15 protein-coding genes are annotated in these 15,764 nt (G+C 59.2%); 3 read left to right on the top strand and 12 right to left on the bottom strand.

Annotated elements, in window-relative coordinates:
• Positions 1 to 13: 13 nt before the first annotated feature.
• The 6 genes from artJ to AB8W27_RS13390 form a co-directional block, all read right to left on the bottom strand.
• Positions 14 to 745: an arginine ABC transporter substrate-binding protein ArtJ gene (gene artJ / locus AB8W27_RS13415; protein WP_015740680.1), complete on the bottom strand. Its 732-nt coding sequence runs from the start codon at positions 743 to 745 to the stop codon at positions 14 to 16.
• 264 nt (positions 746 to 1,009) lie between these two features.
• Complete coding sequence (artM, locus tag AB8W27_RS13410; RefSeq protein ID WP_015740681.1) at positions 1,010 to 1,678, bottom strand: arginine ABC transporter permease ArtM; 669 nt, start codon at positions 1,676 to 1,678, stop codon at positions 1,010 to 1,012.
• The gene (gene artQ / locus AB8W27_RS13405) at positions 1,678 to 2,394 is read right to left on the bottom strand and encodes an arginine ABC transporter permease ArtQ (RefSeq protein WP_015740682.1); all 717 of its coding nucleotides are present in this window, start codon (positions 2,392 to 2,394) and stop codon (positions 1,678 to 1,680) included. Before artQ ends, artM begins: the two co-directional genes overlap by 1 nt.
• A gap of 8 nt (positions 2,395 to 2,402) precedes the next feature.
• Positions 2,403 to 3,134 (bottom strand): arginine ABC transporter substrate-binding protein ArtI, encoded by a 732-nt coding sequence (artI, locus tag AB8W27_RS13400; RefSeq protein ID WP_032993733.1) that lies wholly within the window; start codon positions 3,132 to 3,134, stop codon positions 2,403 to 2,405.
• Positions 3,135 to 3,154: 20 nt separating this feature from the next.
• Positions 3,155 to 3,883, bottom strand: coding sequence for an arginine ABC transporter ATP-binding protein ArtP (gene artP, locus AB8W27_RS13395; RefSeq protein WP_007768702.1), 729 nt, complete (start codon positions 3,881 to 3,883; stop codon positions 3,155 to 3,157).
• A gap of 203 nt (positions 3,884 to 4,086) precedes the next feature.
• Complete coding sequence (locus AB8W27_RS13390) at positions 4,087 to 4,614, bottom strand: lipoprotein (RefSeq protein ID WP_007768704.1); 528 nt, start codon at positions 4,612 to 4,614, stop codon at positions 4,087 to 4,089.
• Between the two features lie 128 nt (positions 4,615 to 4,742).
• On the opposite strand from AB8W27_RS13390, the gene AB8W27_RS13385 reads away from it, so the two are divergent.
• Both AB8W27_RS13385 and AB8W27_RS13380 read left to right on the top strand, forming a co-directional pair.
• Entirely contained in the window at positions 4,743 to 5,066 is a 324-nt protein-coding gene (locus tag AB8W27_RS13385) for a heavy metal-binding domain-containing protein (RefSeq protein ID WP_004386731.1), read from the top strand.
• A complete protein-coding gene (locus AB8W27_RS13380; protein ID WP_041923382.1) occupies positions 5,063 to 5,893 on the top strand; it encodes an N-acetylmuramoyl-L-alanine amidase in 831 nt (276 codons plus the stop codon). Before AB8W27_RS13385 ends, AB8W27_RS13380 begins: the two co-directional genes overlap by 4 nt.
• Positions 5,894 to 5,957: 64 nt before the next feature.
• Here the strand turns inward: AB8W27_RS13380 and AB8W27_RS13375 are convergent, their stop codons facing one another.
• The 6 genes from AB8W27_RS13375 to AB8W27_RS13350 form a co-directional block, all read right to left on the bottom strand.
• Entirely contained in the window at positions 5,958 to 6,974 is a 1,017-nt protein-coding gene (locus tag AB8W27_RS13375) for an NAD(P)-dependent oxidoreductase (protein WP_041923383.1), read from the bottom strand.
• Between the two features lie 129 nt (positions 6,975 to 7,103).
• Positions 7,104 to 8,111 (bottom strand): low-specificity L-threonine aldolase, encoded by a 1,008-nt coding sequence (gene ltaE / locus AB8W27_RS13370; RefSeq protein ID WP_015740688.1) that lies wholly within the window; start codon positions 8,109 to 8,111, stop codon positions 7,104 to 7,106.
• A gap of 34 nt (positions 8,112 to 8,145) precedes the next feature.
• Positions 8,146 to 9,864: a ubiquinone-dependent pyruvate dehydrogenase gene (gene poxB / locus AB8W27_RS13365; protein ID WP_041923384.1), complete on the bottom strand. Its 1,719-nt coding sequence runs from the start codon at positions 9,862 to 9,864 to the stop codon at positions 8,146 to 8,148.
• Between the two features lie 263 nt (positions 9,865 to 10,127).
• The gene (gene hcr / locus AB8W27_RS13360; protein WP_015740690.1) at positions 10,128 to 11,096 is read right to left on the bottom strand and encodes an NADH oxidoreductase; all 969 of its coding nucleotides are present in this window, start codon (positions 11,094 to 11,096) and stop codon (positions 10,128 to 10,130) included.
• A gap of 10 nt (positions 11,097 to 11,106) precedes the next feature.
• A complete protein-coding gene (gene hcp, locus AB8W27_RS13355; RefSeq protein ID WP_015740691.1) occupies positions 11,107 to 12,759 on the bottom strand; it encodes a hydroxylamine reductase in 1,653 nt (550 codons plus the stop codon).
• A 140-nt stretch (positions 12,760 to 12,899) separates the two neighbouring features.
• Positions 12,900 to 13,799, bottom strand: coding sequence for a lysine exporter LysO family protein (locus AB8W27_RS13350; protein ID WP_007768724.1), 900 nt, complete (start codon positions 13,797 to 13,799; stop codon positions 12,900 to 12,902).
• Between the two features lie 278 nt (positions 13,800 to 14,077).
• Here AB8W27_RS13350 and AB8W27_RS13345 point away from each other — a divergent pair, with 278 nt between their 5' ends.
• On the top strand, positions 14,078 to 15,736 hold the full coding sequence (locus tag AB8W27_RS13345) for an ATP-dependent endonuclease (RefSeq protein WP_015740692.1): 1,659 nt from the start codon (positions 14,078 to 14,080) through the stop codon (positions 15,734 to 15,736).
• Positions 15,737 to 15,764 lie beyond the last annotated feature (28 nt).

Genomic DNA, 15,764 nt, shown 5'->3' with positions numbered 1-15,764 from the left:
TGAAAAACAGCGCTTACTGCGGGAACCACTGGTCGCTGATTTTCTGATACGTGCCGTCGGCTTTAATGGCCGCCAGCGCGTCGTTAAGCTTTTTCAGCAGCGCGACGTTATCCGGGCGCACCGCGATGCCAAGGCCGGTGCCGAAGTATTGCGGGTCGGTCACTTTTTCCGTCGCGGTGCCGAGCTGCGGATTGTTCTTCAGCCATTCGTTGACCACGGCGGTATCGCCGAACACGCCGTCGATGCGGCCATTTTTCAGGTCGATAATCGCATTCTGGTAGCTGTCATACGCCACGGTTTTCACTTCCGGATGTTTATCCTGGAGGTATTTCTGATGCGTGGTGCCGTTTTCCATGCCGATGCGCTTGCCTTTGAGATCGTCAAAGGATTTGTACGCGCCTTTTTTAGCGATCACGATGGCGGAGTTGGCGTAATACGGCGCGGTGAAGGCGACCTGTTTCTGGCGCTCAGGCGTGATGTCCATGCCGGAGATGACGGCATCATATTTTTTAAATTTCAGCGCCGGGATCAGGCTGTCGAAAGCATGGTTGGTGAATGTGCATTCCGCCTGCATTTGTTTGCATAACGCTTTAGCGAGATCGATGTCGAAACCGACGATCTGATTGCTGGCGTCGAGCGACTCAAAAGGTGGGTACGTCGCCGAAGAACCGAAGCTGATTTTGTCTGCTGCCGCGGCGTGCAATGCGACGCCAGCAAGCATGGCGGCCAGAATGATTTTTTTCATGCGTGAAGCTCCCGTCTGTCAATCTTGTTTTATGTCACCGTTTACCCGGCGTGTTAACACCATGCCACCAAGTGAATTTATATTCAATAAAAACGTATAAGTATTTTATTTGGTTTGCGGCGGATAAGTAGGAGGATATCGGTGGGCGCGCTTCGCTTACCCACCCTACAAAAGAGATTCAGGGTTTGCGTAGGGCGGGTAAGCGAAGCGCACCCGCGATAAAGCATAAAAACCCTCTCCCCGAAAGGGAGAGGGGGAAAGACATTAACTGCGGCGCTCAAACGCCAGCGCGCGGCGCTCGATAACACGCATCAACAGCGTCAGCAGCCCGTTGACGATAAGATAAATCACGCCCGCCGCGCCAAACACCATCACATCATAGGTGCGGCCATACAGCAGCTGACTGTAGCCCATCACTTCCATCAGCGTAATGGTGTAGGCAAGCGACGTACTCTTAAACACCAGCACCACTTCGTTCGAGTAGGACGACAGCGCGCGCTTAAACGCATACGGCAGCAGGATTGCCAGCGTATCTTTGCGGCTCATGCCGAGCGCCCCGCAGGACTGCCACTGGCCCTCCGGGATAGCCCGGATAGCGCCGTAAAACAGCTGCGTGGTATACGCCGCCGAGTTCAGCGACAGCGCCACCAGCGCGCACAGCCACGGCTCGGAAAGCACGTGCCACAGCCACGGGTAGTTTTGCAACGACGGGAACTGCCCCGGCCCGTAGTAAATCAGGAAGATCTGCACCAGCAGCGGCGTACCGGTAAAGAGCGTAATGTAGCCGCGCACAATCCAGACCAGCACCGGCGTTTTCAGCGTCAGGACAATTGTGAAAATAACCGACAGCACCAGCGCTACGGCGATCGACGCCGCGGTGAGCGTCAGGCTGGTGTGCAGCCCTTTTAATAGCTCCGGCAAGTAATCCAGCATCAGCCCGGCCTCCGCTCAAAGCGCGTGGCGCGCAGGTCGATACGCTTAAGGATGTACTGGCTTATCAGGGTGATCACCAGATAAATCGCCGCTGCGATAATGTACCAGGTAAACGGCTCCTGGGTGCGAGTGGCGATGCTTTTGGTCTGCAGCATCAAATCGTTCACGCTAATCAGCGACACCAGCGCGGTATCTTTCAGCAGCACCAGCCACTGGTTGCCCAGCCCCGGCAGCGCGTGGCGCCACATCTGCGGCATCACGAGGCGGAAGAAAATCGCGGATTTCGACAGCCCCAGCGCCTGGCCCGATTCCCGCTGGCCGTGCGGCACCGCTTTCAGCGCGCCGCGCAGCGTCTGCGAGGCATAAGCGGAATAGAGCAGGGCAAGCGCAATCACGCCGCACAGGAACGGGCTGACGTCGAAATTATCGATCTGCACCTGCACAGGAATGGAGGCGAAACCGAGCGGGATCGTAAAGCCGTCCGAGAGCGTCAGCAGCAGTTGCGAGGAGCCGAAATAGATAAACAGCACCACCAGGATTTCCGGCAGGCCGCGCAGCAGGGTCACCAGCGCCGTGGCAAGCCAGGCGACCGGCCGCCACTTCGCCGATTCCAGCACGGCGAACAGCATCGCCAGCACCAGCCCCAGGCCAAGCGCGCAAACGGCAAGGCCGACGGTCATCCCGGCGGCGCTTGCTAAAGGAAACATATCGTTCATTCAGGCGATTACTTCTGGAACCATTTGTCGTAGATGGCCTTGTAGGTGCCGTCTTTCTTCACTTTCTCCAGCGCGGTGTTGAATTTCTGCTGAAGCTCGGTGTTGCCCTGACGAACCGCGATGCCAAGGCCGGTGCCGAAGTAGTCTTTATCCGTCACTTTATCGCCGACAGCGGCCAGTTTCGGGTTGGTTTTCAGCCACTCGGTCACGACAGCCGTATCGCCGAATACGGCATCGATACGGCCGTTTTGCAGATCCAGACGCGCGGTCTGGTAGCTGTCATACGGCACCGTGGTGATTTCCGGGTGTTTGTCGGTGATGTATTTCTGGTGGGTGGTGCCGTTCTGCACGCCCACGCGCTTGCCTTTCAGCTGCTCAATGCTGCTGTTTTTACCCTGAAGGCCGACAAACAGCGCGGAGTTGTCATAGTACGGCGTAGTGAACAGCACCTGTTTCTGGCGCTCAGGGGTGATGTCCATACCCGCCATCACGGCGTCCACGCGCTTGAATTTCAGCGCCGGGATCAGGCTGTCGAAGGCCTGGTTGGTGAAGGTGCAGGTCGCATCAATCTCTTTACACAGCGCATTGGCCAGATCGACATCGAAACCGACGATTTTGTTGCCCGCATCCATCGACTCAAACGGAGGGTAAGAGGCTTCAGTGGCGAAACGGATAGTTTGTGCTGCGGCGGCGGAAAGGCTAACGCTTGCGAGAAGCGCGGCAATCAATACGTTTTTCATTGTCATTATTCCGGTCATCTTCAGTGGGAAAGATAGTTTTTAAACGCCTCGGTCGCAGGGGCGCTAAAGCAGCTCGCGTCGCCCTGCTCGATAATGTGTCCATTTTCCATATAGACCACCCGGCTGGCGGTTTTACGCGCCACTTCCACTTCATGCGTCACAATCACCTGCGTGATCCCGGTCTGGGACAGCTCGCGGATGATGCTGACGATTTGTGCGGTAATTTCTGGGTCGAGCGCGGCGGTCGGCTCGTCGAACAGCAGCACCTGCGGCTCCATCATCAGCGCGCGCGCAATCGCCACGCGCTGTTGCTGGCCGCCGGAGAGGTGCAGCGGATAACGATCGACATACGGCGTCAGACGCAGGCGATCCAGCAGTTTATCGGCACGCTTACGCGCGGCCTCTTTGCTGAGCCCGAGCACCCGACACGGCGCCTCGATAAGATTATCCAGCACCGTCAGGTGCGGCCACAGATTGTACTGCTGGAACACCATGCCGACGTTGCGGCGCAGTTCGCGGATCGCTTTATCGCCCGGCGCCTTCGCGAAATCAAACTGGTTGCCCGCAATGCTGAGCTGCCCGGAACGCGGCATCTCCAGCAAATTGAGTACCCGCAGCAGCGAGCTCTTACCCGCGCCGCTTGGGCCAAGCAACACCAGCGTTTCGCCCTCGGGGCAGCTGAGCGTGATGTCAAACAGCGCCTGATGCGCGCCGTAGAAGCAGTTTATGCCGTTTAGTTGAATACTCATGCGTAGCAGTTGAATAGCAATTGAGACCGCGAATAGTACCGTTGGCAGAATAGTTATGCAATATTAGTGCGTTAAAACTTAATATTCTCCACGTTTACGGCACAAAACCAGCACGATATAGCGGAGTGGGGGTGGGGCAAGAATAAATGTCGGCCAGATGGCGCTAAGCCAGACGGTTTATCGCACGCGCCACCCCGTCTCGCTTAGTGGCGCTCCAGCGACTGGCGCAGCGTGCCCGCAGGCGCGTGTACGGTGCCGCCAAGGTAGCGCACATCGTCCACCGTCCAGCACTGGCCTTCGCGCACCATCAGCACTTCATCCAGCCAGGCGGTGTCGCCGCGGCGCTGCTCGACGCGCAGCGGAATATTGCGCGCGTCCGTGTTCGGAATACGCGAGGCGCTGGCGACGCGCACGCTGTCAGGCGTTTCAGTGCGGCTTGAGAACGGATCGGTGCGTAAGAATCCGTTCCCGGGGTGGTTCTCACGGTTCGATTTGTCCAGCAGCTGATAGAGCGAATCGCTTAAATAGGGGCGCAGAGACGTCAGGTTCGTCAGTCCCTGGCTGCGCTGTTCGATGCGATGCTGGTAGAACTGTTCCGCCACGGTATCAGGGCCGCCTTCCACGCACGGGCCGCTGCGCGAGCCGATATCCTTAAAGGCGGGCGTGACGGTCGTACAGGCGCTCAGCAGCAGGGCGCACGGAATAACCAGAGTCAGAACTGAATGGCGCATTTTTTATTTCCTTATTCCGATAAGCAGGACTACGTTTCTTGTCACAGGACTTTTTTAGCATAGCGTATCGCGACCGAATTGCGTCTGGTATCGTCTGCTAACGCATTGATAGCCAAAAGGAGAGAACCATGCAGTTTTCCACCACGCCAACCCTGGAAGGACAAGTCATTGTTGAGTATTGCGGCGTCGTCACCGGCGAGGCGATCCTCGGCGCGAATATCTTTCGCGATTTCTTCGCGGGCATCCGCGACATCGTCGGGGGCCGTTCGGGCGCGTATGAAAAAGAGCTGCGCAAGGCGCGTGAAATCGCGTTTCGCGAGCTGGGCGACCAGGCGGCGTCGCTTGGCGCTGATGCCGTCGTTGGGATTGACATCGATTATGAAACCGTCGGCAAAGACGGCAGCATGCTGATGGTAAGCGTTTCCGGCACGGCGGTGAAAACCCGTCGATGAGGCTGCGTTGCTGGCCGCTATTACTGGCGGCATTGCTCGCGGGCTGCGCGGGCGAAAAAGGGATTGTCGATCGCGGCGACTATCAGGTGGATACGCGCCGCGCGGCGCAGGCGGCGTATCCGCGCATCAAAGTGCTGGTAATCCACTACACCGCCGATGATTTTGACACTTCACTTGCCACGCTGACTGACCGTCACGTCAGCTCGCACTATCTGATCCCGGCGAACCCGCCGCAGAAAAGCGGCAAACCGGTTATCTGGCAACTGGTGCCGGAGCGCGAACTGGCGTGGCATGCGGGCGTCAGCTTCTGGCGCGGGGCCACGCGTTTAAACGACACCTCCGTGGGCATTGAACTGGAAAACTACGGCTACCGGAAAATCGACGGCCAGAAGCAGTACTTCCCGTTCAGCCCGCCGCAGATAGCGGTGCTGAGCCATCTGGCGCGCGACATCATCCGGCGCTACCAGATAGCCCCGCAGAACGTCGTGGCGCATGCGGATATCGCGCCGCAGCGTAAAGACGATCCGGGGCCGCTGTTCCCCTGGCGGGCGCTGGCGGCGCAGGGCATCGGCGCATGGCCGGATGAACAGCGCGTGGCGTTTTATCTCGCCGGGCGTAACCCTTATGCGCCGGTCGATGAAACGACGCTGCTGGATCTGCTGACGCGCTACGGCTATGAGGTGACGCCGCAGATGAGCGAGGCGCAGCGCACACGCGTGATTCAGGCGTTCCAGATGCACTTCCGGCCCGCGCGCTACGACGGCCTGCCGGACGCGCAAAGCGAGGCCATCGCCGAGGCGCTGCTGGAGAAATATGGTCAGGGGTAAAATTACCAGGGTTAAACATGAAAAACGCCGCATAATGCGGCGTTAATTTTTGGCGGGTAGGGCGTTACCCGCGATGCAGCGTACCGTGGTCGCGCAGCCAGTACGCGGTGCGTTCGATGCCTTCATCCAGCGACACCACCGGTTTATAGCCCAGTTCGCTTTCGGCGCGGCTGATATCCAGCGTGAAATCGAAATTCAGCTTGGAGACGCCGTAATGCGTCAGCGCCGGCTCTTTGTGCGAATGTTTGCCGAGCCGCTCCAGGCTTCTTGCCATGATATCCAGCATCGGATAGGGCACCGAGCGGATACGGCACGACATCCCCAGTTCATCAATCAGCTTCTGCACGATGCTTTTCAGCGGGCGCGCTTCGCCGTTGGTGATGTTATAAGCGCGGCCTGACGGCAGGGCGTCACAGGCGCTGCTGCTGGCAAGCCACATCGCGTGCACCGCGTTTTCGTGATAGGTCATATCGACCAGCGCTTCGCCGCCGCGCGGCAGCAGTACGCTGCCATAGTGGCGCATCATCTGCACCAGGCGCGGGAAAAAGACTTTATCATGCGGCCCGAACAGGCTTTGCGGACGCAGAATGGTAAAGCGCGTCTGCGGGTTGGCCTGGGCCAGCAGCTGGATAACCTCTTCGCTGGCGGCTTTGCTGCGCGCAAAAGCGTTGGCCAGCCGGTGCGGACGGAAATCTTCGCGGATATCGCGATGGTGGTGATAATCGAAATAGAGCGCGGGCGAGGAGATATGCACGAAATTGCGCACGCCCCAGGCGACAGCCCATTCGCCGAGACGGCGGGTGGCGCGCACGTTAGCGAGATCGAACGCCTCCTGCGGGCCCCAGGGCGAGGTAAAGCTGGAACAGTGCCAGAGGGTATCGATACCGGCCAGCATCGCTTTCGCCTGCGACGAGACCAGCTCGGTTAAATCGGCCTGGATAAACTCCGCGCCCATTTTCTCAAGCAGTCTGCCCATCGCCTCGTTGCGCCCGGTGGCTCTGACCTGAACGCCCTGATGACGTAAATATTCGACCGCGTTTCGGCCTAAACCGCTGGTGGCGCCCGTGACCAGTACCTTCATATCGATCCACTGTGCTGTAACGTTTAGCCGCGCATTCTTCCGTGAAATCAGCGCTGATGCAATGGGAACAACGTAACAATGCGCGTTAGCGCAGCTGAATATTCCCCTCGCCGCAGCGCTGAAAACGCGTTATGCCGCCTGCTGTAAGAATTCCCGCCAGTACGCCACGAGGGTTTCAAGCTGCGCGCGGTTGACGTCAAGATGCATGACCAGGCGCGTCACCGGGGCGGCGCTAATCAGCACGTCGCGCGATTTCATGAACGCGCCAAGGGCGGCCACCTGCGCCGGCGGCACGCTGATAAACAGCATATTGGTGTCGTGGCGGCGCACGTCGGCGCCCGCATCGCGCAGCGCCGCCGCAAGCCAGGCGGCGTTATCGTGGTCTTCTTGCAGTCGCGCGACATTATGCTCCAGCGCATACAGCCCCGCTGCCGCGAGAATACCCGCCTGGCGCATACCGCCGCCGGTCATTTTTCGCCAGCGTGTCGCGCGCTTAATATAGTCATGGCTGCCGAGCAGCAACGAGCCTACCGGCGCGCCAAGCCCTTTAGAGAGACAAATCGTGAAGGTGTCGCAATACTGCGCGATATCTTTCAGCTCGCAGCCATAGGCCACTACGGCGTTGAAGATACGCGCGCCATCCACGTGCAGCGCCAGACCGCGCTCGCGGGTAAAGTTCCACGCCTGCTGTAAGTAGTCGCGCGGCAGCACTTTGCCGTTATGGGTATTTTCAAGGCTCAGCAGACGGGTGCGGGCGAAGTGAACATCGTCGGGTTTGATTTTCGCCGCCACTTTATCCAGCGGCAGCGTGCCGTCGCCGTTGGCTTCAATCGGCTGCGGCTGAATGCTGCCCAGCACCGCCGCGCCGCCCGCTTCGTACAGATAATTATGCGCGAGCTGGCCGACGATATACTCTTCGCCGCGTTCGCAGTGGCTCAGCAGCGCCACCAGGTTGGCCTGGGTGCCTGTCGGCAAAAACAGCGCCGCCTCTTTACCGCTTAAACGCGCGGCATAGTCCTGAAGCGCGTTGACGGTCGGGTCGTCGCCATAAACATCATCCCCGGTGGGGGCTGCCATCATGCGCTCCAGCATTGCTTTGCCGGGGCGCGTGACGGTATCGCTGCGTAAATCGATCACGGCATATCCTTTTCAGTGAACAGAAACGTCTCTTTTACCGGAACCAGTTGGTTTTCGCCAGATCGATAACTTCATCCCCACGGCCATTAATGATGGCGCGCAGCATATAAAGGCTGAAACCTTTGGCCTGCTCCATCTTGATTTGCGGCGGCATCGCCAGCTCTTCTTTGGCGACGGTGACATCCACCACCACCGGGCCGTCGGTGCTGAAGGCGCGCGAAAGGGCGTCGTCCAGCTCGCTCGCTTTCTCGACGCGAATGCCCGGAATGCCGCAGGCTTCCGCGATGCGCGCGTAGTTGGTGTCATGCAGATCGGTGCCGTCGGTCAGATAGCCGCCCGCTTTCATTTCCATCGCCACAAAGCCCAGCACGCTGTTATTAAAGACGATGACTTTAACCGGCAGCTTCAGTTGCACCAGCGAAAGCAGATCGCCCATCAGCATGCTAAAGCCGCCGTCGCCGCACATCGCCACCACCTGACGCCCCGGCGCGCTGGCCTGAGCGCCTATCGCCTGCGGCATGGCGTTCGCCATGGAGCCATGGTTAAACGAGCCGAGCAGGCGGCGTTGACCGTTCATCTCCAGATAACGCGCGGCCCATACCGTTGGCGTGCCGACATCGCAGGTGAAAATAGCGTCCGGCGCGGCGAAGTGGCTAATCTGACGGGCCAGATATTGCGGATGCAGGGCTTTTTCGCCCGGCTGCGCCAGATCATCCAGCCCCTTGCGCGCGTCGCGGTAATCTTCCAGCGCTTTATCCAGGAAGTGGCGGTCAGTTTTCTCTTCCAGCAGCGGCAGCAGGGCGGCGAGCGTGGCTTTCACATCGCCCACCAGCGCCATATCTACTTTGCAGTGCGCGCCGATGCTGCCGGGGTTGATATCTATCTGAATGATTTTGGCGTGAGCCGGGTAGAACGCGCGGTAGGGGAAGCGGGTGCCAAGGAGGATCAGCGTGTCGGCGTTCATCATGGTGTGGTAGCCGGAGGAGAAGCCGATTAGCCCGGTCATGCCCACATCGTACGGGTTGTCGTACTCGACATGCTCTTTGCCGCGCAGGGCGTGGACGATGGGCGCTTTCAGCGTGCGGGCGAATTCCAGTAGCTCCTGATGCGCGCCCGCGCAGCCGCTGCCGCACATCAGCGCGATGTTATCGGAGTAGCGCAGCAGCTGGGCGAGCTTTTTCAGTTCGTCCTGCGGCGGCACGATGACCGGCTGCGGCGCGTGATACCAGCCGGGGCTGGCCTCTTCCGGCGCGGGTTTCAGCGCCACGTCGCCGGGCAGGACAATCACCGAGACGCCGCGCTCCAGCACCGCTTTACGCAGCGCGATGGCCAGCACCTGCGGGATCTGCTCCGGGCTCGACACCAGCTCGCAATAGTGGCTGCATTCGCGAAACAGTTCCTGCGGGTGCGTCTCCTGGAAATAGCCGCTGCCGATTTCACTGGAGGGAATGTGCGCGGCGATAGCCAGCACGGGGACATTGTTGCGGTGGCAGTCAAACAGGCCGTTGATAAGGTGCAGGTTCCCAGGCCCGCAGGAGCCCGCGCAGACCGCCAGTTCGCCGGTCAGCTGCGCTTCCGCGCCTGCCGCGAACGCCGCGACCTCTTCATGGCGGGTGGACATCCACTCGATAGTGCCCATGCGGTTTAAGCTGTCGCTAAGGCCATTGAGCGAGTCACCCGTCACCCCCCAGATGCGTTTCACGCCCGCCTGCTCCAGGGTTTTTGCGATATAGGACGCCACGGTATGTTTCATTTTCCCTCCTTTGTGAAAAGTCAGTGATAACGGTTACAAGCGTAGTCCAGATTTACCGACAGGCAGGGGGGGCCGTTGCGTTTATCAGCAGGATGCAGTGAAAGAGGGGGAGGCCGAAGAGGGGGGTTGATAGTGGTCTGAGAAGGGTGGGGGCGCTCACGCTTACCCACCCTACAGACGTCATCGCATCGATTTTACGTAGGGCGGGTAAGCCACGCGCACCCACCACGCCCATATCACAAACCCGCTACCGGAAAATCACATCACGCCAGAACCAGATCGCCTGCCGGATGGCACGAACACGCCAGCACGTAACCGTCGGCGATCTCCTGTTCCGTCAGCGTCATGGTGCTGGTCACGCTGTACTCGCCGGAGAGCACCTGCGTTTTACAGCAGCCGCACACGCCTGCGCGGCATGCGGCGTTGACCGGCACCTGATTGCTCTCAAGCGCCGCCAGCAGCGTGGTGCCGACCGCACCGTAAAACTCGCGCGCCGGGGTAAGCGTGGTGAACTTAAGCCCGCTCGTCGCGGCTTCAGCCACCGGCGTGAAAAACTGCTCTTTATAAAAGCGCGTCACGCCGAGCGCTTTCACTTCCTGCTCCACGAAATCCATATACGGCGCGGGGCCGCACAACATCACGGTACGGCGGGCGAAATCCGGCACCGCCATCAGCATCTCGCGGGTCAGACGACCCTGCAAAAAGCCCGGCGCGTCGCCGTTTTCCGCCACCAGGGTTACCGGATAATCGCGCCACTCGTCGGCGAAAATCACATCCTGCGGCGTGCGCACGTTATAAATCACCTGTACGTCCGCCTGAGGGCGATATTTCGCCAGCCAGCGGCGCATCGACATCACCGGCGTCACGCCGCAACCGCCCGCCAGCAGCAGAAAGCGGTCCTGCGCTTTATCGGCGCAGGTAAAGTCGCCCTGCGCGTCAGACAGCCACAGGTAATCGCCGCGTTTGACTTCGCGCGTCAGCCAGCCTGAGCCTTCGCCATTGTCGATGCGGCGCACCGTCAGCGTAATCAACGGGCTCACACCGGGCGTTGAAGAAATCGTATACGCGCGCAGGGTATCGGCGCTGTTGCGAATGCTCACCAGCGCATACTGCCCCGCCTGATACGGATAGAAATCGTGGCACAGCAGCGAAAGCGTCCAGACATCTGGTGTCTCCTGCCGGATATGGTGCACCTGCATCCGCCACGGGCATTGTGGGGTCGGCATCGTCATCGTTTCCTCCTTACGCGCCTAACAGCTCGCGCATATCCTGCTCAACGGTGGTCACCTGGCGCAGGCCGAATTTCTCATTCAGCACCGCCAGCAGATCCGGCGTCAGGAAGCCAGGCGCGGTCGGACCGGTAACGATATTGGTCACGCCGAGCGACAGCAGCGTCAGCAGGATCACAATCGCTTTTTGTTCAAACCACGACAGCACCAGCGACAGCGGCAGATCGTTGACGCCGCAGCCCAGTTTTTCCGCCAGCGTCACCGCGAGAATAATGGCGGAGTAGGCGTCGTTACACTGACCGGCGTCCACCAGACGCGGCAGGCCTTCGATCGCGCCGAAGTCGAGCTTGTTAAAGCGGTATTTGCCGCAGGCGAGCGTCAGGATCAGGCAGTCCTGCGGCACCTGGGTGGCGAAATCGGTAAAGTAACTGCGTTCGCCGCGCGCGCCGTCGCAGCCGCCGACCAGGAAGATGTGACGCAGTTTTTCGCGGCTCACCAGATCGATCAGCGTGTCGGCGGCGCCGAGCAGCGTCTGACGGCCGAAGCCGACGGTGATGAGGTGTTCGATTTCGCTGTACGGGAAGCCCGCCATCTGCTGCGCCTGGGTAATGACCGGCCCGAAGTCGTCGCCTTCAAGATGGCTTACGCCCGGCCAGCCGACGATGCTACGGGTCCAGATACGATCGTCGTAACTGCCGACGGTCGGGTCGATAATACAGTTGGAGGTCATCACAATGGGACCAGGGAAGCGCGCAAACTCTACCTGCTGATTCTGCCAGCCGCTGCCATAGTTGCCGACCAGGTGCTTAAATTTGCGCAGCTCCGGGTAGCCGTGCGCCGGCAGCATTTCGCCGTGGGTGTAAACATTTACGCCGGTGCCTTCGGTCTGTTCCAGCAGGTTATAAAGATCTTGCAGATCGTGGCCGGAAATCAGAATGCATTTCCCCGCCACGGCTTTGACGTTGACCTGCGTCGGGGTCGGGTGGCCATATTTGTTGGTTTCGCCCGCATCCAGAATGCTCATCACGCTGAAGTTCATCTGGCCGATTTCCATCGCGCATTCCAGCAGCGCGTTCATGTCCGCAGGCCAGGTGCCGAGCCACGCCATGATGTTATGGTAGCGGGCATAAATGTCGTTATCGTACTGATCGAGCACATGCGCGTGCTCCATATAGGCCGCGGCGCCTTTCAGGCCGTAGAGGCAGAGCAGACGCAGACCGAGAATATTCTCGCCAATCACCGCTTTGTCGATATTTGGCGCGAACGCGGCGGCCTGGCGCTGTAAATCGCCGAGATCGTCGCTTATCAGCGCCAGCGACGCCATCGGATTATCGACCTGCGCGTTTGGGTCAATAGCCTGGCACTGGGTTTTCAGCGCCTCGCGCAGGGCGATGGCCTCGCGGGCGTAACCCACGATGCGCGGAGAATCGAAGTTAACGTTGGTCAGGGTAGAGAAAAACGCGCGGGGCGCGAAGCTGTCTACATGGTGATCGATGATGCCAAGCTCGCGTGCTTTGACCGCCCAGGCGGAAAGCCCCTGCAAAGCCGCAATCAGCAGATCCTGAAGGTCGGAGGTTTCGGCGGTTTTCCCGCACATCCCTTGCGCATACGCGCAGCCGTTGCCTGCCGGAGTACGAATCGTTTGTTCACATTGCACGCAAAACATGATGACACCTTAAAGTTATATTTAATATGCATGTTTAAGGTTAGGCTTCGGCACGAAGGGTGAAAAGCGATTTTTAAGGAACTTGAAGAGAGATTGATATAACGCAATTTTGGCGGCAGAAGCCTACCGCCAAAGGAGTATCAGGCGGCGAAAAACGCCATCAGCACCGGCACCAGCAGGCTCAGAATAAACCCGTGCACGATAGCCGCAGGCACCAGCTCCAGACCGCCGCTGCGTTGCAGTACCGGCAGCGTGAAATCCATTGATGTCGCCCCGCAGATACCGAGCGCGGTAGAGCGGCTGCGGCGCACCAGCGCCGGGATCAGCATAATCGCGATAAGCTCGCGGCCCAGATCGTTAAAGAATGCGGCGCTGCCGATAACCGGCCCGAAAGATTCCGTCATCAGAATGCCGGAGAGTGAATACCAGCCGAAGCCGGACGCCATCGCAAGCCCCGCGCGCAGCGGCAGCCCGAGCAGCAGCGCATTCACGGCGCCTGCGATTAGCGAACTGACCAGCACCACTATCGCCACCATCATCCCGCGGCGATTCAGCACTATCTGTTTCAGCGTCATGCCGTTGTTGCGAAGCTGAATGCCTATCAGGAACAGCAGGAAAATTAAGGTGTATTCGCTGGCTTCGGTGGCGTGTTTGAGAAAAGCAAGGCCAGTCAGACCCAGCAGAAAACCGAGCACCACCACGCCGCAAAGCTTGAGGGATTCCAGCGCCATCGCGAGACGTGACGGCAGTTTCTCCTGGCGATGCTGATGTCGCCAGGGGATCGCGCGCTCAAGCCACAGGAGGGCGGCGATATTGCACAGCATAATGACCGTAATGCTGACGGCGGAATAGTGCAAAATCGCCAGCAGATTTGCCGACAGGTTATCCAGAAACGCGAGGCTGATGCCCATAAAGAAAAGAATGATATACACGAGCCAGCTCAATAACTGATTGATAAGCCGTAACGCGCCTGCGCTGCGCAGGGGAATGAGATAGCCGAGAATAAGCGGCGCTAAGATAATTAACAGTCCTGAGAACATGAGGCGTGCGGTTCCTGAAATTACTGAAAGAGCGGAATAATAAGCGTGCCGCCACACCCTACAGAATTCACCCTGGCGAGTAAAGCCACGGTTATTAGCCTTATTTCATTGTGTTAGCGCATCATGAAAGCCATTTATGACCTGTCCTGACCATCACCTTTTTTATTATTTCGAGACGCCTCGCAACGCGGATTTTCCGTCCCGCCACGCTCTGTTAAGGCTCTGATTGAATAGCTATACTGCCGACACGCAGCCAAACAGATGCAGCCGGAGGAGAGATGTTTCTTGAGCGCGTGGAAGTCGCCGGGTTTCGCGGAATTAACCGCTTATCGTTAACGCTTGAACATAATAATGTACTGATCGGCGAAAACGCGTGGGGGAAATCAAGCCTGCTGGATGCGCTTACGCTGCTGCTGAACCCGGGCGATACGCTCTATTCTTTTACGCGCAATGATTTCTGGTTCCCGCCGGGCGATATTCACGGGCGCGAACGTCATCTGCACCTCATTCTGATTTTCCGCGAGACGGAGCCGGGCGATTTTCAGCGCCGTCGTTTTCGCGGCCTGCGCGCGCTGATGACGCCGGGCGGTGATGGCTACCAGCGGATTTTCTACCGGCTGGAGGGCGAGCTTAACGACGATAACAGCGTGCTTACGCTGCGCAGCTTCCTTAATGCGCAGGGCGAGGCGATCGCGCTGGACGATATTGACGCACAGGCGCGTCAGCTCATTCGGTTGAACCCGGTGCTGCGCCTGCGTGACGCCCGTTTTATGCGCCGCCTGCACGACAGCGCCATCATCGCGACGCCCCAGATGGAAGTGACCGCGCGCGAGCTGGAGTTTCTGACCCGTGAACTGGTTTCCCGCCCGCAAAACCTGACGGACGAGCAGATCCGCCAGGGGCTGTCGGCCATGGTGCAACTGCTGGAGCACTACTTTTCCGAGCAGGGCACAGCAGGTCCGCGCTATCGCCTGATGCGCCGTCACTCGCATGACGAACAGCGCAGCTGGCGCTATCTCGACATCATCAACCGTATGATTGATAAGCCCGGCGGGCGGGCCTACAGGGTGATCCTGCTTGGGCTGTTTTCGACACTTTTGCAGGCCAAAGGCAACGTGCGGCTCGATAAATACGCCAGGCCGCTACTGCTGGTGGAAGATCCGGAGACGCGGCTGCACCCCATTATGCTGTCGGTGGCCTGGCAGTTGCTGAACCTGTTGCCGCTGCAAAAGCTGACCACCACCAATTCCGGCGAGCTGCTGTCGATGACGCCGGTCGAGCATGTGTGCAGATTGGTGCGCGCTTCCGGCAAGGTGGCGGCGTGGCGGCTTGGGCCCGGCGGCATGAATGCCGAAGACAGCCGGCGCATCGCGTTTCATATCCGCTTTAACCGGCCATCGGCGCTGTTCGCGCGCTGCTGGTTGCTGGTGGAGGGGGAAACCGAAGTCTGGATGATGAACGAACTGGCGCGTCAGTGCGGTTACCACTTCGAGGCTGAAGGCATCAAAGTCATTGAGTTTGCCCAGTCGGGGTTGAAACCGCTGATTAAATTCGCCCGCCGGATGGGCATTGAATGGCATGTGCTGGTGGATGGCGACGATGCCGGGCGCAAATATGCCGCGACGGTGAAGGGGATTGTGAATAACGACAGCGAACAGATGCGCCAGCATCTCACCGAGCTTCCCGCGCTGGACATGGAACATTTTATGTATCGCGGAGGGTTTGACGCCGTGTTTTACCGCGTCGCGCAACTGCCGGAAACCATGCATATGAATATGCGGCGGGTCATCGTTAAAGCGATTCATCGCTCGTCGAAACCCGATCTCGCGATTGAAGTGGCGATGGAAGCCGCCCGCCGTGGGATGGACGCCGTGCCGCCATTGCTGCGCAAAATGTTCTCGCGCGTGCTGTGGCTCGCCCGCGGACGGGCGGATTAGCTTCCGTCCTCGCCCCCGTTTTACTGGG

It is taken from the genome of Cronobacter turicensis, from assembly GCF_041222865.1.
GTDB classification, from domain to species: Bacteria; Pseudomonadota; Gammaproteobacteria; order Enterobacterales; family Enterobacteriaceae; genus Cronobacter; species Cronobacter turicensis.
Note: the sequence above shows the minus strand (reverse complement) of the source record. Positions and strands in the feature narration are given on the sequence as shown.

Excerpts from the sequence above, each read along its gene's own strand:
- AB8W27_RS13345 (WP_015740692.1), top strand. The coding sequence starts at position 14,078 with ATGTTTCTTGAGCGCGTGGAAGTCGCCGGGTTTCGCGGAATTAACCGC.
- hcp (WP_015740691.1), bottom strand. The coding sequence starts at position 12,759 with ATGTTTTGCGTGCAATGTGAACAAACGATTCGTACTCCGGCAGGCAAC.
- AB8W27_RS13350 (WP_007768724.1), bottom strand. The coding sequence starts at position 13,799 with ATGTTCTCAGGACTGTTAATTATCTTAGCGCCGCTTATTCTCGGCTAT.
- poxB (WP_041923384.1), bottom strand. The coding sequence starts at position 9,864 with ATGAAACATACCGTGGCGTCCTATATCGCAAAAACCCTGGAGCAGGCG.
- AB8W27_RS13390 (WP_007768704.1), bottom strand. The coding sequence starts at position 4,614 with ATGCGCCATTCAGTTCTGACTCTGGTTATTCCGTGCGCCCTGCTGCTG.
- artM (WP_015740681.1), bottom strand. The coding sequence starts at position 1,678 with ATGCTGGATTACTTGCCGGAGCTATTAAAAGGGCTGCACACCAGCCTG.
- artJ (WP_015740680.1), bottom strand. The coding sequence starts at position 745 with ATGAAAAAAATCATTCTGGCCGCCATGCTTGCTGGCGTCGCATTGCAC.
- artI (WP_032993733.1), bottom strand. The coding sequence starts at position 3,134 with ATGAAAAACGTATTGATTGCCGCGCTTCTCGCAAGCGTTAGCCTTTCC.
- AB8W27_RS13380 (WP_041923382.1), top strand. The coding sequence starts at position 5,063 with ATGAGGCTGCGTTGCTGGCCGCTATTACTGGCGGCATTGCTCGCGGGC.
- artP (WP_007768702.1), bottom strand. The coding sequence starts at position 3,883 with ATGAGTATTCAACTAAACGGCATAAACTGCTTCTACGGCGCGCATCAG.
- hcr (WP_015740690.1), bottom strand. The coding sequence starts at position 11,096 with ATGACGATGCCGACCCCACAATGCCCGTGGCGGATGCAGGTGCACCAT.
- AB8W27_RS13385 (WP_004386731.1), top strand. The coding sequence starts at position 4,743 with ATGCAGTTTTCCACCACGCCAACCCTGGAAGGACAAGTCATTGTTGAG.
- AB8W27_RS13375 (WP_041923383.1), bottom strand. The coding sequence starts at position 6,974 with ATGAAGGTACTGGTCACGGGCGCCACCAGCGGTTTAGGCCGAAACGCG.
- artQ (WP_015740682.1), bottom strand. The coding sequence starts at position 2,394 with ATGAACGATATGTTTCCTTTAGCAAGCGCCGCCGGGATGACCGTCGGC.